A 24909-nucleotide genomic window follows, 5' to 3' on the forward strand; every position below is an offset into this window, starting at 1 on the left:
CTACCGCACGACCAGCGCGAAGTCGGCGTCAGTCGCGGACGTCTCCACGTGGCCGTCCTGGTTGACGGCCGTGGCCACCACGTCGACCGTCCACGTGCCCGAGCCGGGGTTCTGCACGAAGACGTTCTCCACGGTGTCGACCCGGTTCGCCGAGCCGCCCGAGGTTGACCAGACGCCTGAGTTGAGGCCGTTGTTGCCGTAGTAGACGACGCCGGTCGGCGAGGTCACCTTCAGCGTCAGGTCGTTGACGGTGGCCACCGAGGACGATGGCGAGCCCATCGGGTCGGCGTAGACCAGGGTCGCGAGCAGCGGCTTGGTGCCGTTGGTCGTGATCGTGTAGCGCTTGGTCTGGCCGGTGGTGAGCAGGTCGGTCTCGTTGACCAGGATCGGCAGCTTCCAGCCGCCCGCCTTCGCCGCGTCGTAGAGGGTGCGGACGTTCGCCGAGCCCCAGCCCTGGTGGGTGCGGGTCATGTCCGAGTTGGTCCCGGTGAACGGGTACTGCGACGCGGTGTTGATCAGCAGCGCCTTGGCCGTGGCCGCGTGGGGGCGGGAGGCGAACACGTCGCGATTCTTGCCGGGGCCGCCGTCGAGGACGCCGTCTGCCCACATCTGGAACAGCAGACCCGCGTTGCCGCAGGTGATCGGCGTGGCGCCGCTCGTGCCGCCGAACGAGGCGGTGTAGGAGGTGTCGCTGGTGCTGGACGTGGTGTTGATCTGGTCGTAGTAGTTCGACACGTCCGGCTTGATCCGGCCGTCCGCGGCGGGGCCGATACTGGCGCCGCCGTTCCACTTGTCGTCGGTGCGCGACAACGTGTTGTAGTGGTACTGGCCGCCCACGGACAGCACGTTCTTCGCCCACGCCTGCGGCCGGGACTGCCGCGTGCCCGCGTTGCTCTGCGACTGGCAGATCAGAATGTCGTGGTCGAAGATGATGTCGTCGAACGCCGCCGAGATCGAGTTGTAGCTCGTGGTGAGCGAGTCGCCCCAGCTGTTCGACTGGAACACCGCGCGGTACGGGCCGGTCGGGTTCACCAGTTCCTTGGTGTGGGCGTAGCGGTCGGGCTTGTTGTAGGTGGCGAAGATGCCCTGCGCGTCGGGCAGCATGCCGCGCCGCGTCGGGCTGACACCGGAGGCGAAGATCTGGCCGGTGGTCGACGTGCCGTGGCTCGTGCTCGTCGAGTTCGACCCGTGCATGATCAGCGGCCGCGCGCGGAACTCCTGGTGCGTGGCCCGGACGCCGCCGTCCATGACCTCGCCGCGCACGCCGGTTCCCTTGTAGCCGCCCGCGGACTCGATGAAGTTGGCGCCGCTCGCCTCGCGCGCCATGTCCATGTCGGTCTCCGGCTCGGACACCGCGCCGACCGACAGCACGTCCGGCAGCGCGGCGAGCTGGGCGACCTGGGCGGGCGTGAGCGTGGCCATGACGTGCCGCTTGCTCTCGGAGATCCCGTCGAGCGTGCCGCCGATCCGCGCCACCTTGCGGGCGACCGCGCTCTGCTCGCTGACGTCCTCGTCCACGACCGTGATCAGGTACCGCGCGCGTCCCGCGGCGAGCGTCTGCGCGGCGTCGACCTTGTCGGCGGCGCTGTAGTCGCCCACCCAGCGCACGAAGTCGAGCTTGCCGAGGCGGTCTGGGTCAGCGGTGCGGACCACGTAAGCGAAATCAGGGATGTAGGCGCCGAGCCGGACGCCGATGCGGCGCAGGGCGGCGCGCTGGTCGTCGGTGACGGGGCCGCGGAACTGCACGAGATAGCCGGACTGGCCGCTCGGCGCGGCGCGCGTGGCCGAGGCCAGCGGGTCGAACGTGCGCCCGGCCAGCTTGACGTACAGCGGTGAGTCCGAAGAGGACTGTGGCGAACCGGCGGCGGGAACGGCACCCGCGGTGGCTAACGCGACCGCGAGCACCGACCCGGCGAACAGAGCGAACCGTCGTGTTTTGGGCAGCATGAGGAGCCTCCTGTGGCAGGGGGTTCCGACCCGGAGGGAAGTCGGACATCCTCACGCTAGTGACCGCGCACGGGCGGGCCAGCCTCCGAGCGAGTGAGCGCCCAACCGGGAAATCACCAGTCGGGCGCCCACTCGGGTCTCTACGCGATCGGGCTGTAGACCTGCTTGATCTTCTGCGTCCCCGACGCGGTCGCCAGCGACTTGGCGTACTTGACGCCCGAGTTCGCGCTGAGACGGTCGTCGAGGAAGTACCAGTCGGTCTGCACGCGCTGCGGGTTCACGTCGACCACCGAGTAGCCGTGCGAGTCCAGCTCGGTGTACTTGACGTGCCAGTTCTTCGCGTACAGCGCGACCTCGGCGGCGACGGACCCGGTGCGGGCCGGGATGTTGAGCAGGTCGTCGATGTTGTCGCTGGTGACCGACGGCGTGACGAACTCGGTGGCCACGCTGTTGCCGTTCCACCAGTAGCTCGACCGGTCGAGCGGGATGTCGGCGCCCCACGAGGTGTGGATGTCGCCGGTCAGGAACACGGTGTTCTTGACCCGGTTGTCCTTCAGGTGGCCGAGCAGCTCGTAGCGGTCGGCGGTGTAGCCGTCCCACGCGTCGGAGTTGGCCGCGACACTGCCGATGGGCAGGCCGAGCAACTCGCCGAGCGCCTCGGCGAACAGCGCGGTGACCCCGCCCAGCGAGATCGGCGTGATCATCACCGAGTTGCCGACGAGCTTCCAGGTCGCGTCGGTGCCGGACAGGCCGGACTTCAGCCACTCCATCTGCGCGTCGCCGGTCAGCGTGCGGTTCGGGTCGTTGGGGTCGCCCGAGGACGGGGTGGTCTGCTTGGAGCGGTAGCTGCGCAGGTCGAGCAGGGACAGCTCGGCCAGCTTGCCCCAGCGGAAGCGGCGGTAGATCCGGCCGCTCTCCCCCTGCCGGACCGGCATCCACTCGAAGTACGCCTGGCGGGCCGCGGCCTTGCGCGCACCCCAGTCGCCCTCCGCGGGCTGGTGGTTCTGCGCGCCGTCCTGCCAGGTGTCGTTGGCGTACTCGTGGTCGTCCCAGGTGATGAACCACGGCTGCTTGGCGTGCAGCGACTGCAGGTCCGGGTCGGTCTTGTACTGGGCGTGCCGCCGCCGGTAGTCGGCGAGCGACAGCATCTCGTGCGCGGGCTCGTGCGGGCGGATCGTCACGCCGCGCGCGCCGAAGCCGCCGACCTGGTACTCGTACAGGTAGTCGCCGACGTGCAGGATGCCGTCGAGGTCGGTGCGGGCGGCCAGGTGGCGGTAGGCGGCGAAGTAGCCCGCCTGCCAGTTGGAGCACGACACCAGGCCGAGGCGCAGCTTGCTGACGTCGGCGTTCGCGGCCGGGGCGGTCCGGGTGCGGCCGGTCCCCGACGCGACGCCGTCGAGCAGGAATCGGTAGTAGTAGGTCGTGGCGGCGGCCAGGCCCCCGGCCTCGACCTTCACCGTGTGGTCGCGCGCGGGCCCGGTCGTGACGGCGCCGGACTGCACGACGTTGGCGAAGGCGGCGTCGGTCGCGACCTCCCAGCGGACCTCGACGTCGGGACCGGCACCGGACCCGGGGACCGACTCCGGTGTCGGCGTGACGCGGGTCCAGAGCAGGACGTTGTCGGGCAGCGAATCACCCGAGGCGACACCGTGCGCGAACTGCGGCACGGCGGCCGCGCTGGCGGCGGTGGCCAGAGCGGCGGGGATGAGCAGCGCACCACCGGCGACGGCGGAGCTGCGCAGGAAGGCGCGGCGGTCTAATCCGGGATTCTTCACGAGATCTAGTGGTACACCTTGAAGGTAAGTGTCACACCCACTGTTTGAGTGAACTTTCTTCAAATTCGGGCCGCCCCGGTGTTGCGGGTTGGATGCGGGGAGTGTCCTAGGCTCGCGGACATGCCGACCGACGCGCTGACTCGCCTGGGCGAGGGCAAGTATCTGCTGCTGACGACGTTCCGGAAGGACGGCACGCCTGTGGGGTCGCCGGTGTGGGTGGTCCGGGATGGGAGCGTGCTGCTTGCCTGGACTGTGCGGGACTCGTGGAAGGCCAAGCGGCTGCGGCGGAACTCGGATGTGCTGCTGGCCGCTTGCGATATTCGGGGGAATCAGTCTGGGGAGACTGTGATGGGGACGGCGCGGTTCATGGATGCCGCGGGGACTGCGCGGGTTCGGAAGATGATTCTGCGGAAGTACGGGTTTGTGGCTTGGGTGACTGTGTATGGGAGCAAGGTGCGTCGGGGGGCCACGGGGACTGTCGGTATTGAGATCACTGTGGGTGGGCCCGCGCAGGGCTAGTGCGGATTGAGACCCCGCACCATCGGGTGCGGGGTGCACATTCGGCGGTGGTTTTTACGGCGGCCCTATTTGCTGGTTTACGGGCGGCGGACCGCCGCGAGGGCCTCGGGCAGGGTGAAGTTGCCGTTGTAGAGGGCCTTGCCGATGATGGCGCCCTCGACTCCGTCGATCTCCGCCAGGGCGGTCAGGTCGTCCACACTGGACACGCCGCCGGAGGCGATGACGGGGGCGTCGGTGCGGGCGCAGACCTCGCGCAGCAGGCCCGTGTTCGGGCCCTCAAGGGTGCCGTCCTTGCTCACGTCGGTCACGACGTAGCGGGCGCAGCCGTCGCCGTTGAGGCGGTCCAGGGCGGCCCAGAGTTCGCCGCCGTCGGTGGTCCAGCCGCGGCTGGAGACCCGGTAGACGCCGTCCTTGACGCGGACGTCCAGGCCCACGGCGATCTTGTCGCCGTGTTCGGCGATGACCTTGGCGCACCACTCGGGGTTCTCCAGGGCCGCGGTGCCCAGGCCGATGCGGGCGGCGCCGGTGGCCAGGGCGTTGTCCAGGGACTCGTCGTCGCGGATGCCGCCGGACAGCTCGACCTGGACGTCGAGGGTGCCGACGATCTCGGCGAGCAGGTCGCGGTTGCTGCCCCGGCCGAAGGCGGCGTCGAGGTCGACCAGGTGGACCCAGTCGGCGCCGCCGTCCTGCCATGCCAGGGCGGCGTCCAGTGGGGAGCCGTATCCGGTCTCGGACCCGGCCTCACCCTGCACGAGGCGGACGGCCTGGCCGTGGACGACGTCAATGGCGGGAAGCAAGTAGAAGCTCACCGGAGCACCCTATCTACGCGGGCTTGGCTGACCTGCGGTGGATGAGGTAACCCACACCGAGCCCGACCGCCAGCAGCAGCACCCACGCCCACCAGGGCAGACTCCCGAGGATGCCGACGAGCGCGCCCGCGATGGCCGCGCCGACGACGCCGCCGAGGGTGGTGGTCGTGGTGCGGCGTTTGCGGGCGGGCTTCTTCTTCGGGGCGGTCACCCAGTCACGTCCTTGAGCCAGTTCTCCAGCAGCTGCGCGCCCGCGTCGCCGGATTTCTCCGGGTGGAACTGGGTGGCCGAGAGGGGGCCGTTCTCGGCGGCGGCGACGAACTCGCCGCCGTGGTCGGCCCACGTGACCAGCGGCGGGATCATCGGCGGCTCCGGGTGCAGCTCCCAGGTGCGCGCGGCGTAGGAGTGCACGAAGTAGAAGCGGGTGTCCGGGCCGAGGCCGTTGAACAGCACCGACTTCTCCGGCGCGCGCACGGTGTTCCAGCCCATGTGCGGGACGATGTCGGCTTCGAGCCGGTCGACCGTGCCGGGCCACTGGTTGCAGCCCTCGGTCTCGACGCCGTGCTCAATACCACGCTCGAAGAGGATCTGCATGCCGACGCAGATGCCCAGGACGGGGCGGCCACCGGCGAGCCTGCGCCCGATGATCCGCTCGCCGCGCACCGCGCGCAGGCCCTCCATGCAGGCCGCGTAGGCGCCGACCCCCGGCACCACCAGGGCGTCGCAGTCGATGGCGGCGTGGAAGTCGCCGGTCACCTCGACCTCGGCGCCGACGCGGCGCAGCGCGCGCTCCGCGGAGCGCAGGTTGCCTGATCCGTAATCCAGTACGACGACTCGTGCCACCAGGTCAGACTAGTCGTCCACCGCCCGTTGCCTAACCGTGACCTCGATCGAGTGTAAGGCGTCTCGCGTGGGGGTAAGTACCGGCCACGGCGGGGTCAGGGGGCCGCGCCGCAGGAGGCCTGTCATGTTGCGATGGACCTTGGCGACCATCCTGCTCGTCGCGGCAGTGGTGAACGCTTACTTGGCGATGGCGGAATCGGTGTTGTGGCCTGTCGTGCCCGCCCTGGTGTGGGCGCTGCTGGCCGCCGCGCTGCTGACCCCCGAACCCAAGCCCGACATTCCCGAGCCGCGCGCCGAAGTCGAGCCCGTGCGACGGCCCGCGCACGTCTAGCCCAGGAACTCCCGCAGCGTCCGCGCGATCCCCGCGGCGTCGAGGCCATGGACCTCGTCGTGCTGCGCCGGGGTCCCGTAGGCCCGGACCTCCATGTCCCGGCGAACTCCCACCGACCGCTGCCGGTGCGTCGTGTCCGCGAGCGCGGCCGCGATCTCGTGCGCCGACGTTCCCGCGAGGTAGGGCTCCACGACCAGCACGTTCGGCGCCGACGACGCCACCGCGGCGCGCAGGCCGACGTGGTCGAACGGGCGCACGGTCGGGGTGTAGAGCACGGTGACGTCGACGCCCTCGGTCGCGGCCAGCACCGCGTCCAGCGTGGGCCCGACGGCCAGGACCACGCCGAGGCTGCCGTGGCGCAGCGCGACGAACTCGCCGGTCACCGGGTGGGCCTCGGTGTTCGAGCGCAGGGAGAGCCGCAGGTAGACGAGCCCTTCGCCGGCCAATGCGCCGGTCAGGAGCGGGGCGACCTCGTCGGGGTGGCCGGGGACGTGGATGGTCCAGCCGGGCAGGCTGTCGATCAGCGCGACGTCGGCGGGCGCCTGGTGGGTGCGGCCCATGACCGGGTTGTCGTAGGACGCTCCGATGCTGACGAGGACCGCGCCGACGCCTTGGTGGCCGAGGTCGAGTTTGATCTGCTCATAGGCCCGTTCGACGAGGAACGGGGCGTAGGTGTGCACGACGGGCCGGAACCCGGTCAGCGCGAGCCCGCCCGCGACGCCGACCATGGCCTGTTCACGGATCCCGACGTCGACCACGCGGTCGGGATGCTCCTTCAGCGGCTTGGCGAAGAGGTCGACGGAGATGGCGGCGAGGACGAGCGCGACTCGCGGGTCCTGGTCCAGCGCCTCGGTCATGCTCGCGGCGAAGGCTTCTCGCATGACGCGGGTGTCTGGGTTGATCGGCGGAGTGGTCATCGTGTTCTTCATTCAATTCAGTCCTTCTGGATGTCGGCGACGACGACGAGCGGCCTGCCGGGGTGGTCTTGGGTGAGCGCGGCGTGCAGGGCCACGTGGTCGCGGCCGTCGACGGTGAGGCCCGCCCAGCCCTCGACGGTGAAGCGGGACTCGATGCCGCCGGGCCAGCCGTGGTTCGAGTTGTGGTTGTCGACGACGACGGCGGTCAGGTTGTCGAGCCCGAACCGCGCGGCGATGGCGATGGCCTCGTGGTTGCTGCCCTCGTCCAGTTCGCCGTCACCGACCAGCACGAACACCCGCGCGGGCGACTTGCGCAGCCCGATGGCCTGACCGACCGCGATCGGCAGCCCGTGGCCGAGCGACCCGGACCCGATCTCGGCGCCTGGGACGAGCGTGCGGTCGGGGTGCTGGCCGAGCACCGAGTCGAACCGCGCCCAGGTGTCCAAAGTGGAGGGATCGAGGTAGCCCTTGGCGGCGAGGACGGCGTAGAACGCCATGGGCCCATGGCCTTTGGACAGCAGGAACCGGTCGCGGTCGGGATCGTCGAGGGAGTCGATGCGCAGGACGCGGTCGTAGAGCACCCAGAGGACGTCGAGCGTGGAGGCGGCGGCCCACTCGTGCTTCTCGTCGCCGGTCATCCTGGCGAACAGCGGGGCCAGTGCTTGTGTCATGGGCCCAGCCTGCAATCTCCAGTTCGGTGGAGGTCAAGAAGTCCGTGGCGGGGACGTCGGCCGTTGTGCTGCAATTCGCACCGTCATGGAAGAACAACAGCTGATCCGCCTGTCGAAGCGGATGTCCAAGGCCCTGCGCCACGACCCCGCGCGACTCGGCCTCACCCTCGACCCCGCGGGCTGGGTCCCCGTCGCCGACCTCCTCCGCGCCCTCGGCGTGACCCGCGCGGACCTGGACGAAGTGGTCGAGAACAACAACAAGAAACGCTTCGCCTTCGACGCGTCGGGATCGCGGATCCGGGCGAGCCAGGGGCACAGCGTGCCGGTGGACCTGGGCTTGGTCCCGGTACCGCCACCTGTGGTCCTGTACCACGGCACGGTCGCGGCGGCCCTGGAGTCGATCAAGGCGGAGGGCCTGCGCCCGATGAACCGCCACCACGTCCACCTGTCCGCGACTCGCGACACCGCGGTGGCCGTCGGCGCTCGCCGCGGGAAGCCGGTCATCCTGGTGATCCAGGCGGCCAGGATGGCGGCGGAGGGCCACGAGTTCTACATCAGCGCGAACGGCGTGTGGCTCACCGACCACGTCCCACCGGGCTATCTCACCGGGTGACCGGGTCGAAATTCAGAGCCACTGACAGTTACAGAGAGCCAAGCGGCGATTCAGCGAGTTGATCGGGCCCGTCGAATTCACCCCGGCAGGGAGGTGGCGTCGTCATCGACATCCCCGAGTGCAGGCTGCGTGGTGGAGGTGACGACGACTTCACCAGCTTCCTCCGCTCAGCGCCCGACATCGACCAATTGGAGATCAAGCGGCAAGCCGAGCGCGCCCGGGCGATGGACCTGAGTGAGGAGGATTGAGGTCCTGCTCGACACGAGTGCGTCCTTCCACGGCGCGGCGTTCGGATCCTCAACCCCTTCACCGGCCGATGACTTCGACCTACCTGGAGGGTCGCCGGTAGGCTTGGTCGGGTGTCCAAACTGGCTGAGACGCTGTCCATCGGCGAGGTCGCCGATCGCAGCGGGGTTCCGCATACGGCGTTGCGCTTCTACGAGGAGCGCGGGTTGATCCACTCCGAGCGGACGGCAGGCAACCAGCGCAGATACGCGAGGGCGGTGCTCCGCAGGCTCGCCTTCATCCGCACCGCGCAGCGTGTCGGGCTCTCGCTGGAGGAGATTCATGACGCCCTGGATCTCTTACCCGACAAGCGCACGCCGACCAAGGTCGACTGGGCCCGGCTGTCCAAGACGTGGCGGTCGGAGATCGACGCGCGGATCGACTCGCTGGAGCGGCTGCGGGACAACCTGACGTCGTGCATCGGGTGTGGGTGTCTGTCGCTGAAGTCGTGTGGACTGGTCAACAGTGACGACCGGATGTCCACTCTCGGGCCGGGGGCGCCCCGGCTGAAAGCCGCCAGCGAGGGCGGCACCCCCTAGCGGTTCGACACGTACCAGGCCACGGCGCCGCCGCCCGCCAGCAAGGCGAGCACGAGGAGCACCACGGCCATGCCCTTGGCGGTCTTCCAGGTGGTGTAGACCCCACCGACGAGCATGCCGGTCAACGCGATCAACCCGACGACGACGAGATCCTTCACGACCTACTCCTCCAGCGCCTGCGAATCCGGACAGACCCTACTCAGAGGACGCCCTTGGTCGAAGGGATTCCGCCAACTCTGGGGTCGGACTCGGTCGCGGCCCTTAGCGCCCTGGCGAAGGCCTTGTATTCGGCCTCGGTGATGTGGTGCGGGTCACGTCCGTGGATGACCCGCAGGTGCAGGGCGATCTGGGCGTGGAAGGCGATCGACTCGAAGACGTGCCTGTTCAGCACGGTCGGGTAGTTGCCGCCGACGACAAAGCCGACCATGACGTCGGGCTCGCCCGTGTGGACGCAGTAGGGGCGGCCGGAGACGTCCACGGCGGCGTGCGCCAGGGTCTCGTCCATCGGGATCCACGCGTCGCCGAAGCGGCGGATGCCCGCCTTGTCGCCGAGGGCCTGGCGCAGGGCCTGGCCGAGGACGATGGCGACGTCCTCGACGGTGTGGTGGGCGTCGATGTCGACGTCGCCGGTGGCCTGCACGGTCAGGTCGAACGACGCGTGCGAGCCGAACGCGGTGAGCATGTGGTCGTAGAACGGGACGCCGGTCGACACCTCGACCTTGCCCGAGCCGTCGAGGTCGACCTCGACGAGGACCGACGACTCCTTGGTGATCCGCTCGACGCGGCCGACACGGGACACTAGATGATCTCCTTACTGGCGGCCAGGAAAGCGTCGTTCTCCGCGGGCGTGCCCACGGTGACCCGCAGGTGCCCTGGAATGCCGACGTCGCGGATGAGCACGCCGTGGTCCAGGTAGGACTTCCACGCGGTGTGCGCGTCGGCGAACTGTCCGAAGAGGACGAAGTTGGCGTCGCTGGGCACGACGGCGGCGCCGAGGCCCTCCAGCGCGGCGATGACGCGGTCGCGCTCGGCGGCGAGCTTGTGGACCGACGCCAGGGTCTGGTCGGCGTGGCGCAGCGCGGCGCGCGCGGCGGCCTGGGTGAGGGCCGACAGGTGGTAGGGCAGGCGCACGAGCAACAGCGCGTCGACCACGGCGGGGGCGGCGGCCAGGTAGCCGAGGCGCCCGCCCGCGAAGGCGAACGCCTTGCTCATGGTGCGGCTGACGATCACCTGGGTCGGGAACTCCTCGATCAGGTGCACCGCGCTCTCCTGCGGGGAGAACTCGGCGTAGGCCTCGTCGACGACGACGATCCCGCTGGTCGCCGCGACCAGGGCGCGGAGGTCGGCCAGCGGGATGGACTGGCCGGTGGGGTTGTTCGGGCTGGTCACGAACACCACGTCCGGCGCCCGCTCGGCCAGCACGGCCACGGCGGCGTCGATGTCGAGCGAGAAGTCGGCGCGACGCGGCGTCGGCACCCAGTCGGTCCGCGTCCCCGCGGCGATGATCGGGTGCATCGAGTACGACGGCTCGAACCCCAGCGCGCTGCGGCCGGGGCCGCCGAAAGCCTGCAGGATCTGCTGCAGGATCTCGTTGGACCCGTTCGCCGCCCACAGGTTGGCCACCGTCAGCGGCACACCGGTCGACGCGGCCAGGTAGGCGGCCAGGTCGGTGCGCAGGGCGACGGCGTCGCGGTCGGGGTAGCGGTGCAGCGTCCCGGCGATCTCCTGGACGGCCGCGGTGATGTCGGCGACCAGTTCGGGCGGCGGCGGGTAGGGGTTCTCGTTCGTGTTCAGCGGGTAGGGCACGTCGAGCTGCGGCGCCCCGTACGGCGTGCGGCCCCGCAGGTCGTCGCGCAGCGGCAGGTCGGCGAGCTGGGCCCGCTCCCCCGGCGTCACGACTCGCCCCGGAAGCGCGCGGTGACGGCCTCGCCGTGCGCGGGCAGGTCTTCGGCCTGCGACAGCGCCACGACGTGCGCGGCGACCTCGCGCAGGGCGTCCTCGGAGTAGTCGATCACGTGGATGCCGCGCAGGAACGTCTGCACGGACAGGCCGGACGAGTGCCGGGCGCAGCCGCCGGTGGGCAGGACGTGGTTGGAGCCCGCGCAGTAGTCGCCGAGGGAGACCGGGGCGTAGGCGCCGACGAAGATCGCCCCGGCGCTGCGGACCCGGGCGGCGACGGCACGCGCGTCGGCGGTCTGGATCTCCAGGTGCTCGGCGGCGTAGGCGTCGACCACGCGCAGCCCGTCGTCCACGGAGGACACGAGCACACACCCGGACTGTTTGCCCCGCAGCGCGGTGGCGACGCGCTCGGTGTGCTTGGTCGCCTTGACCCGCGCCTCCAACTCGGCGTCGACCGCGTCGGCGAGTTCCACCGAGTCGGTGACCAGGACGCTGGCGGCGAGAGGGTCGTGCTCGGCCTGGCTGATCAGGTCGGCGGCCACGTGCACCGGGTCGGCGGTGGCGTCGGCGAGAATGGCGATCTCGGTCGGCCCGGCCTCGGAGTCGATCCCGATGAGCCCGCGGAGCAGGCGCTTCGCCGCGGTCAGGTAGATGTTGCCCGGCCCGGTGACCATGTCGACCGGGGCCAGTTCGGCGCCGTCGGTGTCGGCGCCGCCGTAGGCGAGCAGGGCGACGGCCTGCGCGCCGCCGACCGCCCACACCTCGTCGACCCCGAGCAGCGCGGCCGCGGCCAGGATGGTCGGGTGCGGCAGCCCCCCGAACTCGGCCTGCGGCGGCGAGCACACGACCAGCGACTCGACCCCCGCGGCCTGCGCCGGGACCACGTTCATGACCACACTCGACGGATAGACCGCCAGCCCACCCGGCGCGTACAGCCCGACCCGGGCGACCGGCACCCAGCGCTCGGTGACCGTGCCGCCCGGCACGACCTGCGTGGTCACATCCGTCCGCCGCTGCTCGGCGTGCACCAGCCGCGCCCGCTCGATCGAGACCTCAAGGGCGGCCCTGACGGCCGGGTCCAGCTCGTCCAGCGCCTTGGCCAACTCGGCGGCGGACACCCGGACGCTGCCGGGCCGAACCCGGTCGAACTTCTCGGTGAACTCCAGGACCGCGTCGACCCCACGCTCCCGAACCCCGTCGACGATCGGCCGCACCTGATGAACCACCGCGTCCACGTCGACCTCCGCCCGCGGCAGCGCGGTGCGCAGCTCCACGGGTGACGGGACAGCGGAACGCAGGTCGGTGCGCGTCAGCATGGGGTCCTTCCAGCCTTGAGGGGACCCCACCAGCCTAAAGCGTCGCACCCGGGCGGCCACCCTCGCGGTACCGCAGGTCACAGCCTCTGGATCGTGACTGTGGGATCGTGGACCGGTGACGACGCTGGAAGACCTGGCCCGCCTCCGCCGCGCCCGCGACACGATGGACCGCGACTACGCCAAGCCCCTGAACGTGCCCGTCCTGGCCCGCGTCGCCCTCATGTCCCCCGGCCACTTCTCCCGCAGCTTCCGCGCCGCCTTCGGCGAAACCCCCTACAGCTACCTGATGACCCGCCGGATCGAGCGGGCGAAGGCCCTGCTGAGGCGGGGGGATCTGTCGGTGACGGAGGTCTGTTTCGCGGTCGGCTGTACGTCGCTGGGGTCGTTCAGCGCGCGGTTCACTGAGCTGGTCGGCGAGAGCCCGAGTGCGTACCGGGCCAGGAGCCACGACCACGGGGCGGCGATCCCGGCCTGCATCGCCAAGATCCACACGCGACCGATCAGGAATCAAGAAGCGAACCTGGTGGATGGGCAATAGCGTGGGCGGCATGGACATCAAGCTTTCAACGTGCTTCATCGCGGTTGACGATCACGACAAAGCGTTGGCGTTCTATCGGGACGTCCTGGGGTTGGAGGTCCGGAACGACGTCGGGTTCGAAGGGATGCGGTGGGTGACTGTGGGGTCGCCGTCGCAGCCGGACGTGGACATCGTCCTGGAGCCGCCGCTGGCGGACCCGAACGCGTCGGCGGCGGACAAGCAGGCGATGGCGGAGTTGCTGGCCAAGGGGCTGCTGCGGGCGGTCATCTTCAACACCGATGACTGCGACGCGACTTTTGAGCGGATTCGGGCTGGCGGTGGAGAGGTGATCCAGGAGCCGATCGACCAGCCTTATGGCGTCCGCGACTGCGCCTTCCGCGACCCCTCGGGCAACATGCTCCGCTTCAACCAGCCCCGCAAGTGAGCTCACTCATCGGCGGCCACGCTTTTCCATCGCTCGCTTCACCTTCCATTGCCATGACTAGCGCAGACCCGCGATCGCTTCCACTGCCGCGTCGATTTGTTCCGGGGTTATGAAGTAGTGCGGCGATGCCCGTACTAGTTCCTTGAAACCCCGCCGTGTCATGTCGTATCGGGTGGAGGTCAGGCCGCTCACTGTCACCGTGATGTCCTGTGCCCTGAGTTTGTCGCGGACTTCTTCCGCCGATACGCCCTCAACGGTGAACGTGACGATTCCGCACTGCTGTGTGCCCTGGTCGCGGACCTGAACCCTGGGCAGTTCCGCCAAGCCCGCCCGGAGCCGCTCCGCCCGATCCGTCACCGCCGCCTCGATCGCGTGGATTCCCAGGTCAAGGGCATACCGAGCAGCCGCGATCAAACCCAGCCGGTCAGCGATACTGCATTCCCAAAGCTCGTAGACACGAGCATCGGAACGCAGGGTGATCTCGGAAGTCCCCGTCCACAAAGCGCCATGGAGATCGATCAACCGGGGGTGCAACCGGTCCCGGATCGACTTCCGGACGACCAACACCCCAGTCCCCCGAGGCCCCCGCAGCCACTTCCGACCGGTTCCAGTGATGATGTCGACGCCCATCTCCGAGGCTGACACGGGGAGTTGGCCGATCGACTGGCAAGCGTCCAGGAGGACCAGGGCGCCGACCTCGTGGGCGGCGGCCGCGACCTCGGCGACAGGGTTGACCAAGCCGCCGTTGGTGGGGACCTGCACCAGCGAGACCAGCTTGACCCGCTCATCCAACATCCCACGCAGCGCGTCAACGTCGAGTTCGCCCGCCGCGTTCGACGGGATTGGTTCGACGGTGGCGCCGACCTCGGCGGCCCGGCGCAACAGTGGAATCGCGTTGCCGCCGTACTCCGCTTCGGTGGCCAGGAGGCGGTCGCCCTCGGCCAGGGGGATCGCGTCGAAGGCGGCCAGCCAGGAGCGGGTCGCGCTGTCGGTGAAGGCGACCTCGTCCGGGTCGCAGCCCAGGAACTCGGCGAAGACCTCGTACCCGGCTTCCAAGTCCGGAAGGCGTTCAGCGGCGGCGCGGTAGCCGCCGATTTCCTCTTCCCGCCGCAGGTGGGCGATGACCTCGTCAACCACTGGTCGAGGTGTCAGCGATGAACCGGCGCTGTCGAGGAAGACGCCGTTCGCGCTTCCCGGTGTGTCGGCGCGGACCCTGTCCAAGTCGATCATCGCGGTGCCCAGGTCTGCAGGTTCCACCATGCCCCCCACGTGTGGTCTGACCCCGTCGCGTCCACGACGGGCTGGTAGCCGGTCCAATTCTGGCGGATCACGTAACTGTGGTCGGTCTCGGCGAGCACTACCGCCGACGGCTCGTCGAGGTAGGCCCTCTGGATCGAGCGGAACGCGACGGCGCGCTGGGCGGGGTCGGTCACCGCCGACGCGGGGGCCGTCCGGTCACCGAGCCAGGACAGTGCCCTACCCGGGTCGAGGGGATCTCCAACCGCGGTCAACTCCGGGGTCGCGCCCGTCAGCGCCGCCCGCTGGGTTGGGCGCGGGGTGACTTTGACTCCGATCTGCGCGGCAGCCGCGGCGAAGCCCGCGACCAGGTCGCGGGAGGCGACATCGGCCACCGGATACGCCACGTCGAACTCGGCGGGCACCCCCGATTTGCGGCGGACGCCGTCCAGGCCGGGGAGCCAGCCCGCCATGTCCAGCACAGCCTTGGCGCGGGGCACGTCCAGTTCGAAGCGCGCACCGGGTTCGATGAACTCGGCCAGCGCGGTGGGCAGGGGCAGCGACAGCGGCTTGCCACGGCCAGCCAACGCCGAATCGACCAGTGCCTTCCGGTCGACGACCAGGTTCAGCGCGAGCCGCACCGAGGCGTCACCCGTCACCGGGGACGCGCTCGGCAGGGTGACCACGCGGACGTCGGCGGCGCCGTGCCGGGCCACCGTGAACGCCGACGAGCGGTCGAACGACGCGGCCAGCCGGGCGGGCAGGTCGGCGCCGTCGAGTTTGCCGTCGCGGAGGCGTTGGGCGCGGATCTCGTCGTCGGGCACGAACTCGACGGTGACGTTCGTGATGGCGGGTTCGCCGCCGCGGTAGTCCGGGTTGGCCTTCAGCGTCAGCGACCGGCCCGGCTGCCATGCCTCGACCCGGTACGGGCCGGTCCCGATGGGCGCGCTGCCCGCCCGCTTGATCCCGAGGACCAGCAGCGACGCGAACCCGGGCGTCGGGGTGGACAGGTCGAACCGGACCGTCGCCACGTCGAGCTGGTGCACGGCGGCGAGCATGGAGAAGCGGGACTTGAGCGCGCCCGCCAGCACCGCCTGGTAGGTCGCGATGACGTCGGCGGGGCCGAAGCGGGCCTTGTCGTGGAAGAAGACGTCGTCGCGCAAGGTGACGGTCCACGAGCGGCCGTCGGCGGACGGAACGGGCGGCGCGGCGGCGAGGGCCGGTCGGAGCGTCCCACCGGGCTGTAGCTCGACCAGGCCGTCGTAGATCTTCGCCGCGCCATAGGGCGCGTAGCCGTCGAGCGGGTCCAGGGACGAGGGCGCGACCGCTGTGGCGATCACCATGGAGCGACCCTCGCGGTCGCCGGAGGCAGTCGGGGTAGGTTCGGCCGTGCACGCCGCCAGTGCCCCCACGAGGGCAACGGCGACCGCGCGCGACAGGACCTGCACGGCCTCGACAGTAGTGGCCGAGCCGACCCAAGGGAGCATCGTGCGACTCGCGCTCTGCCAGATCTCGGCCACCGCCGACCCGGCCGCGAACCTCGACCTGATCCGCGCGGGCGTGGCCGCCGCCGACGGCGCGTCGGTCGTGCTGTTCCCCGAGGCCACCATGTGCCGGTTCGGGGTTCCGCTCGGCCCGGTCGCCGAGCCGCTGGACGGCCCGTGGGCCGCCGCGGTCCGCGAGATCGCCGACGCTGCGGGCGTGGTGATCGTCGCCGGGATGTTCACCCCAGCTGAGGACGGGCGAGTCCGCAACACGCTGCTGGTCACCGGCCGCGGCCACCACTTCGGCTACGACAAGATCCACCTGTTCGACGCGTTCGGCTTCAAGGAGTCCAAGACCGTCGCGCCCGGCGACAAGCCGATGGTCTTCGAGGTCGACGGCGTCACGCTCGGCGTGGCCACCTGCTACGACGTCCGCTTCCCCGAACTGTTCCGGCGGCTGGCCGACGACGGCGCCAAGGCCATCCTGGTCGGCGCGAGTTGGGGCGCGGGCGAAGGAAAACGCGAGCAGTGGGAATTGCTGGTCCGCGCGCGGGCGTTGGACTCGACGTCGTGGGTGGTCGCCTGCGGTCAGGCCGACCCCGGCCCGACGACGGAGACCGCCCCGCTGGGCATCGGGCACAGCCTGGTCGCCGACCCGCGGGGCCGGGTGGCGGGGACACTGGACGGCGAGCCGGGGACGCTGGTCGTCGACATCGACCCGGACCTGGCGGACACGACCAGGCACGTCATCCCGGTGCTGGCGAACCGGAAGCTATAGGGGGAAGCATGGTCACGTTGGGCGCTGTACTCGGGATCGGCCTTGTCGCGTTGGGGATGGTGCTGACCCCCGGCCCCAACATGATCTACCTGGTGTCCCGGTCGGTCGCCCAGGGCCGCCGGGCGGGCCTGATCTCGCTGTCCGGCGTCGGCGTGGGCTTCCTGATCTACCTGGCCGCCGCGACCGCGGGCGTGTCGACGGTGTTCGCCTACGTGCCCGAGCTGTACCTGGCACTCAAGATCGCGGGCGCGGCCTACCTGCTCTGGCTGGCGTGGCAGGCGGTCCGCCCGGGTGGCGGCTCGCCGTTCACCCCGCGCGACCTGCCCGCCGACCGGCCGCGGAAGCTGTTCACGATGGGCATGGTGACGAGCCTGCTCAACCCGAAGATCGCGGTCCTGTACGTGTCGCTGCTGCCCCAGTTCATCGACCCGGAGCGCGGCTCGATCGCCACGCAGAGCTTCCTGCTCGGCTTGACCCAGATCGTGGTCGCGTTGACCGTCAACGGCTCGATCGTCCTGTTCGCGGGTTCGGTACGCACGTTCCTCACCCGCAAGCCGAAGTGGCTGCGCGCCCAGCGCTACGCCACGGGCGCGGCACTCACGTGGTTCGCGCTGCGCGTGGCGACCGACAAGGCCAAGCCGCTCGCCGTCTAACGCCTGCGGGCGATGATCCGGGCACCCTTCGCCGGGACCAGGGTGATGTTGCGGGACTTCGCCGGTTCCGGCGGGCCGACCGGTTCGATGTCGAACCGGACCAGGATCGCCCGCAGCGCCGAAGCGGCCTCCTGCAACGAGAATCCCGCGCCGAGGCACCGGCGGACACCGCCGCCGAACGGGATCCAGGTGCCCGCCTCCGGTTGCGCGCCGATGAATCGCTCCGGTCGGAACTCCTGCGGACCGTCGAAGTGCTCGCCGTCGGCCTGCACCAACCCGATCGACGGGGACACGACCACGCCCTTGGGCAGCAGGTGGCCCCGCACGACCGTCGGCTCCGTCAGCCGACGCGCGACGCTGTAGATCACCGGGCGCAGGCGCATCGCCTCCTTGGTGACCGCCTGGAGGTATTCGTCGTCGCCCTCGTCCGCCGCTTTCTGCGCGGCACGGAGGGTTTCCGGGTTCCGCGCGAGTTCGTGCAGCGCCCAGGCCAGCGCGGTGGCCGTGGTCTCGTGGCCCGCCAGGAGCAGGGTCATCATGTGGTCGCGCAGCTCGACCGCCGGGGCGTCCGGGTCGGCCGCGAGCAGCCGCGACAGCACGTCGGTCCGGTCCGACAGGTCCTCGGTGCGGCGCTCGGCGATCTCCTCGTACAGCAGGGCGTCGGCGGCGGCCAGGTTCTCGCCGTTCTGCTTCCACGGGGAGAAGCGGTTGAGCTTCGGGTAGGTCCAGCCGAGCACGGCGATCGGGCCGATGTCGACGACCTTGGTGATCAGCGGGCGCAGCGCGCGGAGGCGTTCGCCGTCGGTCATGCCGAACACGACGCGCAGGATGATGTCGAGGGTCAGGTCGTTCATCAGCGGGTGGACCGCGAACGGGCGGTCGACCGGCCACGTCTTCGCCGACTTCTCCGCCAGCTCGGTCATCATCGCGCCGTAGCCGCGCAGCGCGGCGCCGTTGAAGGCGGGCATCAGGCGTTTGCGGGCACGGAGGTGGGCGTCCTCATCGAGGATCAGCACCGAGTTGCGGCCCATGACCGGGGCCAGGATCGAGTTGCCCTCACCGGCGTGGAACACGTCGGTCGGCCCGGCGAACACCTCGCGGATGTCCTCCGGCCTGGTCACGACGACGACCGTGCGGCCTGCGGCGAGGCGGACGGTGAAGGTGTCGCCGAACTTCCGGCGCCAGATCGGGCCGACGCGGTCGCGCGAACGCATGAACAGGACGGTCTGGACGATCCGCGGCAGCCTGGGGCCTGGCGGCAAGGACTCCTGAACGGCGACGGCCGGGTTCATGGCACCTCCAGTGTGACCCACACCCCGATTCATACACCCGTATAGATCCGCGCGGCAACTAGGGCGTGCCCTGTGGATCATGGTGGGTGGGATTCGTGATCCGCGTGGTTCCTGGGCGCGCCGCAGGGGCGGTCGCGTACTGGTTGTCCGTGGCCGTCCCTGCGGTGCGGCCAGGGGCCGCGCGGGCGCGAATAGCGCCCGCCATGATCCGCAGGGCGCGGCCTAGGATCGCGTGGTGGGACATCGAGAGCAACTCCTCGCCGCGGCCAGGAAGCTGCTGGAGGACAAGGGCTACGCGCACATCACCACCCGCGACCTGGTCGCCGCGTCGGCCACGAACCTGGCCTCGATCGGCTACCACTTCGGCTCCAAGGCGGGCCTGCTCAACGAGGCGCTCGGGCTCGTCTTCGAGGAATGGACCGACCAACTCGCCAAGGTCGCCCTCGCCGAGCCGGAGGCCACGCCGATCGCCCGCGCCCACCTCACCTGGGCCGCCGTCCTGCGCAGCCTCGCCGACAACCGGGTGCTCGTCCTCAGCTTCGCCGAGGCGCTGGCCCAGGCCGACCGCGACCCGGCGCTGAAAGCCCAGCTCGCAGACCTGCAGGACCGCACCCGCTCCCGGATCGCCGCGATCGTGGCCCCGGCGTTCGGCGGGGACGCCACCGCCGCCGACCCGCGCTGCCGCGCCGTGGCCAGCTTCGTGCTCGCCGTGTGCGACGGGTTCGCCCTGCAGTGGATGCTCGACCCGGACCGCACCCCCAAGGCCGAGGATCTGCTTCAGGGCCTCGTCGAACTCCGGGCCCGCTCGGAGCTGTAGTACACTGTACGGTACAGCGTACGAGAGGGGTGTCCGTGTACGACCCGACGGAGTCCGAGCTGGCGAGCCTGAACGACTGGTTCACCACCTATGACGCACTGGCCGCGAAGGGCGCGGTCGAGGAGATGGCCGACCTGGCGGTCTTCCCGATGAACCTGGCCACCGACGTCGACGGCGGCCACGCCGCGGTGACGCAGTGGTCGCGCGAGCAGTACGTGGCGGCGATGACCGAGGTGCTCGGCGGCGGCACCGGGGACATGGCGATGAAGTCCGAGCGCACGCCGCACTTCCTCACCGCGAACCTGGCCGTCGTCGTCACCGAGGCGACGATGACCATGGGCGAGGAGACGCACCGGATGACCTACGCGGACCTGCTGGTCCGCACGGCCGACGGCTGGGCCTTCCAGTCGATGATCCAAGGCGGCTGGGGTGCCGACTGGCCCCCGGCCAAGCGCGGCTAGACGCGTCGGGCGCCGTCTACCCGGTAGACGGCGCCCGAGCGCAGCACCAGCACGAGGATGCCCAGCGAGACCACTCCGAAGAACACCGCGGCGCCAAGCAGGAACGGCGTCAACGGCGCGTCGGTCGGGTCGGGGGCGATGACGAACACCGCGAACGCCATGTAGACCGCGCTGATCCCGGTCGACAGCAGCGCGCCGAGCACGAGCGGTGTGCGGCCGCGGTCGAAGAGCAGCCGAGCGGCCCCGATGATCAGCATGGCCGCCGCGGCGACCTCGGCGACCAGCAGCATCAGCATCGGATGCCACGGCTGGCGCAGCAGCGCCGTCCCCGGGAACACGGGGGCGGCGATCAGCGTCATCCCGGCCTCGAACACCGCGAGCGCGGCGGCCGCCTTCACCACTCCTGGGCGCAAAGCGAGCTGGCTGTCGTCGCGCAGCAAGGAAAGCACGTGCACTCCCGGACAGTCGGCGGACTACACCTACCAATCGCCGGAGGCACCCGGTTCGTATCGGCTAGTGATGGAGATCCATCCCAAGGTCCAACGCGGGGGACGAATGGGTCAGTCCGCCCACCGCCAGGTAGTCCACGCCGGTCGCGGCGTACTCACGGGCCACCGCCAGCGTGAGACCGCCGGATGCCTCCAGTTTCGTGCCCGTCCCGCGGGCCCGCTCGACGGCTCGCGCGCAGTCGGCCGCGCTGAAATTGTCCAGCAGGACCAACGGGACGCCCTCGGCCAGCGCCTCCTCCAACTGGGCCAGGCTGTCGACCTCGACCTCCAGGAACAGCTCCGGCGCGTGCGCCCTGGCAGCGGTGATCGCCTTGGTCACCGAGCCCGCCGCGACGACGTGGTTGTCCTTGATCAGGATGGCGTCGCCGAGGCCCATCCGGTGGTTGACCCCGCCGCCGCACCGCACCGCGTACTTCTCCAGCAGCCGCAGGCCGGGCAGGGTCTTGCGCGAGTCGCGCACCGCCGCGCCCGTGCCCTCCAGCTCGCGCACCCACGCCGCGGTGGCGGTGGCGATGCCGGACAGGTGGCAGATCAGGTTCAGCGCGGTCCGCTCGGCGGTCAGCAACGCGCGGGTGTTGCCGCGCACGACCAGCGCGGGCTCCCCCACGACGGCCTTCTCCCCGTCCTCGCGGGCGGAGACCACCTCCAGGTCCGGCACGACCGCGGCGAACACCGCCTCCGCGACCGGCACGCCTGCCAGCACACCCGGCTTGCGCGGGGTCAGCTCGGCGACCGCCACCGCGCCGGCGGGCACGGTGGCCTCCGTCGTGGCGTCCGGGCCGTAGCGCAAGTCCTCGGCGAGCGCGGTGCGGATGACGCGCCGCAGATCCTCCTGGTCGATCACGCCGCACCCCGCAGCGCGGTCGGCGTGGTCAGGACCGGCTGGCCGGACGGGGTCAGCCGCACGACCAGGAACCGGCGCCAGGTGGCGTCGTCCTTGGCCGGGAAGTCGGTGCGGACATGGCAGCCGCGCGACTCGGTCCTGGCGGCCGCCGAGGCGATCAGCGAACGCGCGACCAGCGTCAGCGCGGCGTCCTCGACCGCGGCCCGGGTGTCCAGCGGCCGGTCGACCGCGGAGACGTCGAGCACCGAGCCGACCACGGCCAGCCCCTCGGCCTCGCGGCCGATCGCGGCGTAGCGGCTCATCACGCGCTGCAGCGAGTCGCGCTCGGCGACCGGCGCGACCGGGAGGTCGGACACCACGGCGAGCCGCGGGTCGCCCAGCCTGCCGCCTGCGAGGTCCGCCGCGACCGCCTCGGCCGCGCGGGCGCCGACGACCAGGCCCTCCAGCAGGCTGTTGGACGCCAGCCGGTTCGCCCCGTGCAGGCCGGTGCTGGCGACCTCGCCAGCCGCGTACAGGCCGGGCACCGCCGTGCGACCGTCCACAGTGGCCATCACGCCGCCGCAGGAGAAGTGCGCGGCGGGCGCGACCGGGATCGGGCTGACCGCCGGGTCGATGCCTGCGCTCAGGCAGGCGGCGTGAACGGTCGGGAAGCGCTTGGCGAAGTCGATGCCGACCAGCCGGGTGGCGTCGAGGAACACGTGGTCGTCGACCCCGCCGCGCCCCTCCGCCATCCTCCGGGTGATCGCCGCGGCCACGACGTCGCGCGGCGCCAGGTCGGCCAGCGGGTGCACCCCCTGCATGACCGACGCGCCGGTCGCGTCGATGAGCACGGCGCCCTCGCCGCGCACGGCCTCGGTGACCAGCGGGCAGCGTCCGCGCGCGCCCTGGCCGGTGTAGAGCACGGTCGGGTGGAACTGGACGAACTCGATGTCGGCCAGCGGCGCCCCGGCCCGCAGCGCCAGCGCGAGCCCGTCGCCCGTGGCGACCTCGGGGTTCGACGTGGCCTGGTAGAGCTGGCCGAGCCCGCCGGAGGCCAGCAGGACGGCGGGCGCGCTGATCACGCCCGGCACACCCGCGCTGTCGAGCACCATCAGCCCGGCGACCGCGCCCGAGCTGGTCCGCACGGCCTGGACGGCCACGTGGTGCTCCAGCACCGGCACCCGCCCGTCGCGCGCGGCGGCGATCAGTGCCCGCTCGACCTCGGCGCCGGTCGCGTCGCCGCCCGCGTGCACGACGCGGAAGGCGCTGTGGCCGCCTTCGCGGGTGCGGGCGAGGTTGCCGTCGGCGCCCGGGTCGAACACCGCGCCCAGCTCACGCAGCCGGGTGACGGCGGCCGGTCCGTCGGCGATGATCTCCCGCACCGCGTCCTCGTCGCACAGGCCCGCGCCCGCGACGAGGGTGTCGGCGATGTGCTTGTCGACGGAGTCGCCCGGGTCGTGCTGGTCGGGCAGGACGACGGCGACGCCGCCCTGCGCCCAGCGCGTGTTGCCGTCCTCGGCCGCGGCCTTGGTGACCACCAGGACCCGCAGGCCCAGTGCGTGCGCCCGCAGCGCGGCCGTCAGCCCGGCCACACCGGTGCCGACGATGACCAGGTCAGCGCGCGCTTCCCACCTCGGTCCGGTCATTCCCCACCGCCGGGCTGGCCGATCTCGATCATCCGCTGCACCGCGCCCCGGGCGCGCGCCGCGGTCTCCAGGTCGACGTGCACCTCGTCGGCGCCTTCGCGCAGCGACCGCAGCAGCGCGGCCGGGGTGATCATCTTCATGTACTTGCACGACGCGCGGTCGTTGACGGCGTTGAACTCGATGCCGGGGGCGGCCTTGCGCAGCTGGTGCAGCATGCCGACCTCGGTGGCGACCAGCACCGACTTGGCCTTGGTCGACCGCGCCATGGTCACCATGTCGCCGGTCGAGAGGATCTTGACCTTCTCGCTCGGCACGATGCCCTCACCGGCGAGGTAGAGCGCCGAGGTGGCGCAGCCGCACTCCGGGTGGATGAACAGGTCGGCGTCCGGGTTCGCCGCCGCGCGCTCGGCCAACTCGGGGCCGTTGATGCCCGCGTGCACGTGGCACTCGCCCGCCCAGATGTGCAGGTTCTCGCGCCCGGTCTCGCGCTTGACGTGCGCGCCGAGGAACTGGTCCGGCAGGAACAGCACCTCACGGTCGGCCGGGATGGACCGCACCACGTCGACGGCGTTGGACGACGTGCAGCAGATGTCGGTCTCGGCCTTCACCTCGGCGGTGGTGTTCACGTAGGACACCACGACCGCGCCGGGGTGCTCGGCCTTCCACGCCCGCAGGTCCGCCCCGGTGATCGAGTCGGCCAGCGAGCAGCCCGCCCGCGCGTCCGGGATCAGCACCGTCTTCTCGGGGGCCAGGATCTTGGCGGTCTCCGCCATGAAGTGGACGCCGCAGAACACGATGGTCGACGCGTCGCTCTTGGCCGCGATGCGGCTCAGCGCCAGCGAGTCGCCCGTGTGGTCGGCGATGTCCTGGATCTCGGGGAGCTGGTAGTTGTGCGCGAGCAACACCGCGTCGCGCTCCTTGGCCAGCCTTCGCACTTCGTCCCGCCACGCGCTGTTCGGCTCCACCCCGCTGTAGGGGGTCAGGTCGATCAGTTCCGCGGTCATCGGGCCTCCTCGTTTGTCCGATTTCCGATCCAGAGGTTTTCGCCTTAGGATCGAAAACATGACTGATGCTACCACCGCCGCCCCGGGCATCGCGCACGAAGTGCTGGCCGCGGTGCTTCAGGTGAGAGCGGGATCACTGCAGGTGGTGCTGTGGGAGCGGGCCATGGAGCCGCACGCGCACCGCTGGTCACTGCCTGGTGGCAGGCTGCGCGCGGACGAGGACGTTGAGGCATCGATCCGCCGCCAATTGGCCGAGAAGGTCGATGTGCGGAAGGTCTCACACGTCGAGCAGGTGGCCGTCTTCAGCGCGCCGGACCGGGTGCCCGGGCCGCGCGTCATCGCCACCGCGTTCCTCTGCCTCGTGCCGTCCCACCTGGACCCGGAGCTGCCGTCGGACACCGCGTGGCACTCCCTGGACGGCCTGCCCGCGACCGCGTTCGACCACGAGACCATCGCCGTGCGCGCCCAGCACCGGCTGCGGTCGAAGCTGTCGTACACCAACATCGGCTTCGCGCTCGCTCCCCCGGCGTTCACCATCTCCGAACTCCGCGAGCTGTACTCGGCGGCCCTCGGCTACCGCGTCTCGGCGACCAACCTGCAGCGCGTGCTCGCCCGCCGCGGATTGCTCGTTCCGACTGGTGAGACGGCGCGTCCCGGCCGCGCCGGCGGCAGGCCCGCCGCCCAGTTCCGGTTCGCCGACACCCGGATGGCGGTCACCGACCCGTTCGCGGTTCTGCGACCTCCGGCCGGTGACCAAGCGCTAGGCCGTCCGAACTAACC

29 protein-coding genes are annotated in these 24909 nt (G+C 70.9%); 11 read left to right on the plus strand and 18 right to left on the minus strand.

All coding sequences use genetic code 11. The features are described from left to right. Both ACSHT8_RS12485 and ACSHT8_RS12490 read right to left on the minus strand, forming a co-directional pair. A complete protein-coding gene (locus ACSHT8_RS12485; RefSeq protein ID WP_436500784.1) occupies positions 1–1947 on the minus strand; it encodes a S8 family serine peptidase in 1947 nt (648 codons plus the stop codon). Positions 1948–2087: 140 nt separating this feature from the next. After that, positions 2088–3722, minus strand: a complete 1635-nt coding sequence (locus tag ACSHT8_RS12490) for an alkaline phosphatase D family protein (RefSeq protein WP_436500786.1) — start codon at positions 3720–3722, stop codon at positions 2088–2090. A 120-nt stretch (positions 3723–3842) separates the two neighbouring features. Between ACSHT8_RS12490 and ACSHT8_RS12495 the strand changes: the two genes are divergently transcribed. Next, complete coding sequence (locus ACSHT8_RS12495) at positions 3843–4241, plus strand: PPOX class F420-dependent oxidoreductase (protein WP_436500788.1); 399 nt, start codon at positions 3843–3845, stop codon at positions 4239–4241. Between the two features lie 77 nt (positions 4242–4318). Here ACSHT8_RS12495 and priA read toward each other — a convergent pair whose 3' ends face one another. Genes priA through hisH form a run of 3 tightly spaced genes read right to left on the minus strand, consistent with a single transcriptional unit; the run spans position 4319 to position 5893 of the window. Continuing rightward, positions 4319–5050: a bifunctional 1-(5-phosphoribosyl)-5-((5-phosphoribosylamino)methylideneamino)imidazole-4-carboxamide isomerase/phosphoribosylanthranilate isomerase PriA gene (gene priA / locus ACSHT8_RS12500; protein WP_436500790.1), complete on the minus strand. Its 732-nt coding sequence runs from the start codon at positions 5048–5050 to the stop codon at positions 4319–4321. A 13-nt stretch (positions 5051–5063) separates the two neighbouring features. Then, the gene (locus tag ACSHT8_RS12505) at positions 5064–5261 is read right to left on the minus strand and encodes a DNA translocase FtsK 4TM domain-containing protein (RefSeq protein ID WP_436500791.1); all 198 of its coding nucleotides are present in this window, start codon (positions 5259–5261) and stop codon (positions 5064–5066) included. Beyond that, complete coding sequence (gene hisH / locus ACSHT8_RS12510) at positions 5258–5893, minus strand: imidazole glycerol phosphate synthase subunit HisH (protein ID WP_436500793.1); 636 nt, start codon at positions 5891–5893, stop codon at positions 5258–5260. Before hisH ends, ACSHT8_RS12505 begins: the two co-directional genes overlap by 4 nt. Before the next feature lie 124 nt (positions 5894–6017). Here hisH and ACSHT8_RS12515 point away from each other — a divergent pair, with 124 nt between their 5' ends. Further along, on the plus strand, positions 6018–6224 hold the full coding sequence (locus ACSHT8_RS12515; RefSeq protein ID WP_436500795.1) for a hypothetical protein: 207 nt from the start codon (positions 6018–6020) through the stop codon (positions 6222–6224). Here ACSHT8_RS12515 and ACSHT8_RS12520 read toward each other — a convergent pair. Both ACSHT8_RS12520 and ACSHT8_RS12525 read right to left on the minus strand, forming a co-directional pair. Further along, positions 6221–7153 carry a transketolase family protein gene (locus ACSHT8_RS12520; RefSeq protein ID WP_436500796.1) on the minus strand — a complete coding sequence of 311 codons (933 nt, stop codon included), beginning with the start codon at positions 7151–7153 and terminating at the stop codon, positions 6221–6223. The two genes, ACSHT8_RS12515 and ACSHT8_RS12520, sit on opposite strands and share 4 nt — an antisense overlap. A gap of 5 nt (positions 7154–7158) precedes the next feature. Then, complete coding sequence (locus ACSHT8_RS12525) at positions 7159–7812, minus strand: thiamine pyrophosphate-dependent enzyme (protein WP_436500798.1); 654 nt, start codon at positions 7810–7812, stop codon at positions 7159–7161. 85 nt (positions 7813–7897) lie between these two features. On the opposite strand from ACSHT8_RS12525, the gene ACSHT8_RS12530 reads away from it, so the two are divergent. After that, the gene (locus ACSHT8_RS12530; protein ID WP_436500800.1) at positions 7898–8425 is read left to right on the plus strand and encodes an RNA 2'-phosphotransferase; all 528 of its coding nucleotides are present in this window, start codon (positions 7898–7900) and stop codon (positions 8423–8425) included. A gap of 359 nt (positions 8426–8784) precedes the next feature. After that, a complete protein-coding gene (soxR, locus tag ACSHT8_RS12535; RefSeq protein ID WP_436500802.1) occupies positions 8785–9249 on the plus strand; it encodes a redox-sensitive transcriptional activator SoxR in 465 nt (154 codons plus the stop codon). Here the strand turns inward: soxR and ACSHT8_RS12540 are convergent. From ACSHT8_RS12540 to hisD, 4 genes are read right to left on the minus strand one after another with little or no spacing between them, the layout of a single operon-like run. Beyond that, on the minus strand, positions 9246–9407 hold the full coding sequence (locus ACSHT8_RS12540) for a hypothetical protein (RefSeq protein ID WP_436502264.1): 162 nt from the start codon (positions 9405–9407) through the stop codon (positions 9246–9248). The two genes, soxR and ACSHT8_RS12540, sit on opposite strands and share 4 nt — an antisense overlap. Positions 9408–9448: 41 nt before the next feature. Continuing rightward, positions 9449–10048: an imidazoleglycerol-phosphate dehydratase HisB gene (gene hisB, locus ACSHT8_RS12545; RefSeq protein ID WP_436500804.1), complete on the minus strand. Its 600-nt coding sequence runs from the start codon at positions 10046–10048 to the stop codon at positions 9449–9451. Beyond that, positions 10048–11145, minus strand: coding sequence for a histidinol-phosphate transaminase (locus tag ACSHT8_RS12550; RefSeq protein WP_436500805.1), 1098 nt, complete (start codon positions 11143–11145; stop codon positions 10048–10050). Before ACSHT8_RS12550 ends, hisB begins: the two co-directional genes overlap by 1 nt. Next, entirely contained in the window at positions 11142–12464 is a 1323-nt protein-coding gene (gene hisD, locus ACSHT8_RS12555; RefSeq protein WP_436500807.1) for a histidinol dehydrogenase, read from the minus strand. Before hisD ends, ACSHT8_RS12550 begins: the two co-directional genes overlap by 4 nt. A 163-nt stretch (positions 12465–12627) precedes the next feature. Here hisD and ACSHT8_RS12560 point away from each other — a divergent pair, with 163 nt between their 5' ends. Together ACSHT8_RS12560 and ACSHT8_RS12565 are read left to right on the plus strand one after the other, a co-directional pair. Then, the gene (locus tag ACSHT8_RS12560; protein ID WP_436502051.1) at positions 12628–13002 is read left to right on the plus strand and encodes a helix-turn-helix transcriptional regulator; all 375 of its coding nucleotides are present in this window, start codon (positions 12628–12630) and stop codon (positions 13000–13002) included. A gap of 10 nt (positions 13003–13012) precedes the next feature. After that, on the plus strand, positions 13013–13426 hold the full coding sequence (locus ACSHT8_RS12565) for a VOC family protein (RefSeq protein WP_436502052.1): 414 nt from the start codon (positions 13013–13015) through the stop codon (positions 13424–13426). 57 nt (positions 13427–13483) lie between these two features. Here the strand turns inward: ACSHT8_RS12565 and ACSHT8_RS12570 are convergent, their stop codons facing one another. After that, positions 13484–14686 (minus strand): aminotransferase class V-fold PLP-dependent enzyme, encoded by a 1203-nt coding sequence (locus ACSHT8_RS12570; protein ID WP_436500809.1) that lies wholly within the window; start codon positions 14684–14686, stop codon positions 13484–13486. Beyond that, positions 14653–16110, minus strand: coding sequence for an ABC transporter substrate-binding protein (locus ACSHT8_RS12575; protein ID WP_436500811.1), 1458 nt, complete (start codon positions 16108–16110; stop codon positions 14653–14655). The genes ACSHT8_RS12570 and ACSHT8_RS12575 overlap by 34 nt, the downstream gene beginning before the upstream one ends. Positions 16111–16147: 37 nt before the next feature. On the opposite strand from ACSHT8_RS12575, the gene ACSHT8_RS12580 reads away from it, so the two are divergent. Then, the gene (locus ACSHT8_RS12580) at positions 16148–16924 is read left to right on the plus strand and encodes a carbon-nitrogen hydrolase family protein (RefSeq protein ID WP_436502053.1); all 777 of its coding nucleotides are present in this window, start codon (positions 16148–16150) and stop codon (positions 16922–16924) included. Positions 16925–16932: 8 nt separating this feature from the next. Then, a complete protein-coding gene (locus ACSHT8_RS12585; protein ID WP_436500813.1) occupies positions 16933–17577 on the plus strand; it encodes a LysE family translocator in 645 nt (214 codons plus the stop codon). Here ACSHT8_RS12585 and ACSHT8_RS12590 read toward each other — a convergent pair. Beyond that, positions 17574–18869, minus strand: coding sequence for a cytochrome P450 (locus ACSHT8_RS12590; RefSeq protein ID WP_436500815.1), 1296 nt, complete (start codon positions 18867–18869; stop codon positions 17574–17576). The genes ACSHT8_RS12585 and ACSHT8_RS12590 overlap by 4 nt on opposite strands. 235 nt (positions 18870–19104) lie before the next feature. Between ACSHT8_RS12590 and ACSHT8_RS12595 the strand changes: the two genes are divergently transcribed. Both ACSHT8_RS12595 and ACSHT8_RS12600 read left to right on the plus strand, forming a co-directional pair. Continuing rightward, positions 19105–19686, plus strand: coding sequence for a TetR/AcrR family transcriptional regulator (locus tag ACSHT8_RS12595; RefSeq protein WP_436500817.1), 582 nt, complete (start codon positions 19105–19107; stop codon positions 19684–19686). A 35-nt stretch (positions 19687–19721) separates the two neighbouring features. After that, the gene (locus ACSHT8_RS12600) at positions 19722–20147 is read left to right on the plus strand and encodes a nuclear transport factor 2 family protein (protein ID WP_436500819.1); all 426 of its coding nucleotides are present in this window, start codon (positions 19722–19724) and stop codon (positions 20145–20147) included. Here ACSHT8_RS12600 and ACSHT8_RS12605 read toward each other — a convergent pair. The 4 genes from ACSHT8_RS12605 to nadA all read right to left on the minus strand — a co-directional run bounded on the left by ACSHT8_RS12605 (position 20144) and on the right by nadA (position 24129). Beyond that, positions 20144–20596, minus strand: a complete 453-nt coding sequence (locus tag ACSHT8_RS12605; protein WP_436500821.1) for a hypothetical protein — start codon at positions 20594–20596, stop codon at positions 20144–20146. The two genes, ACSHT8_RS12600 and ACSHT8_RS12605, sit on opposite strands and share 4 nt — an antisense overlap. A gap of 64 nt (positions 20597–20660) precedes the next feature. Further along, complete coding sequence (nadC, locus tag ACSHT8_RS12610; RefSeq protein WP_436500822.1) at positions 20661–21500, minus strand: carboxylating nicotinate-nucleotide diphosphorylase; 840 nt, start codon at positions 21498–21500, stop codon at positions 20661–20663. After that, positions 21497–23125: an L-aspartate oxidase gene (locus ACSHT8_RS12615; protein WP_436500824.1), complete on the minus strand. Its 1629-nt coding sequence runs from the start codon at positions 23123–23125 to the stop codon at positions 21497–21499. Before ACSHT8_RS12615 ends, nadC begins: the two co-directional genes overlap by 4 nt. Beyond that, entirely contained in the window at positions 23122–24129 is a 1008-nt protein-coding gene (gene nadA, locus ACSHT8_RS12620) for a quinolinate synthase NadA (protein ID WP_436500826.1), read from the minus strand. Before nadA ends, ACSHT8_RS12615 begins: the two co-directional genes overlap by 4 nt. Positions 24130–24187: 58 nt before the next feature. On the opposite strand from nadA, the gene ACSHT8_RS12625 reads away from it, so the two are divergent. Then, a complete protein-coding gene (locus tag ACSHT8_RS12625; protein ID WP_436500828.1) occupies positions 24188–24907 on the plus strand; it encodes an NUDIX hydrolase in 720 nt (239 codons plus the stop codon). Positions 24908–24909: the final 2 nt, after the last annotated feature.

The sequence above is a fragment of the Actinokineospora sp. HUAS TT18 genome (genome assembly GCF_051364635.1).
Classification (GTDB): Bacteria; Actinomycetota; Actinomycetes; order Mycobacteriales; family Pseudonocardiaceae; genus Actinokineospora.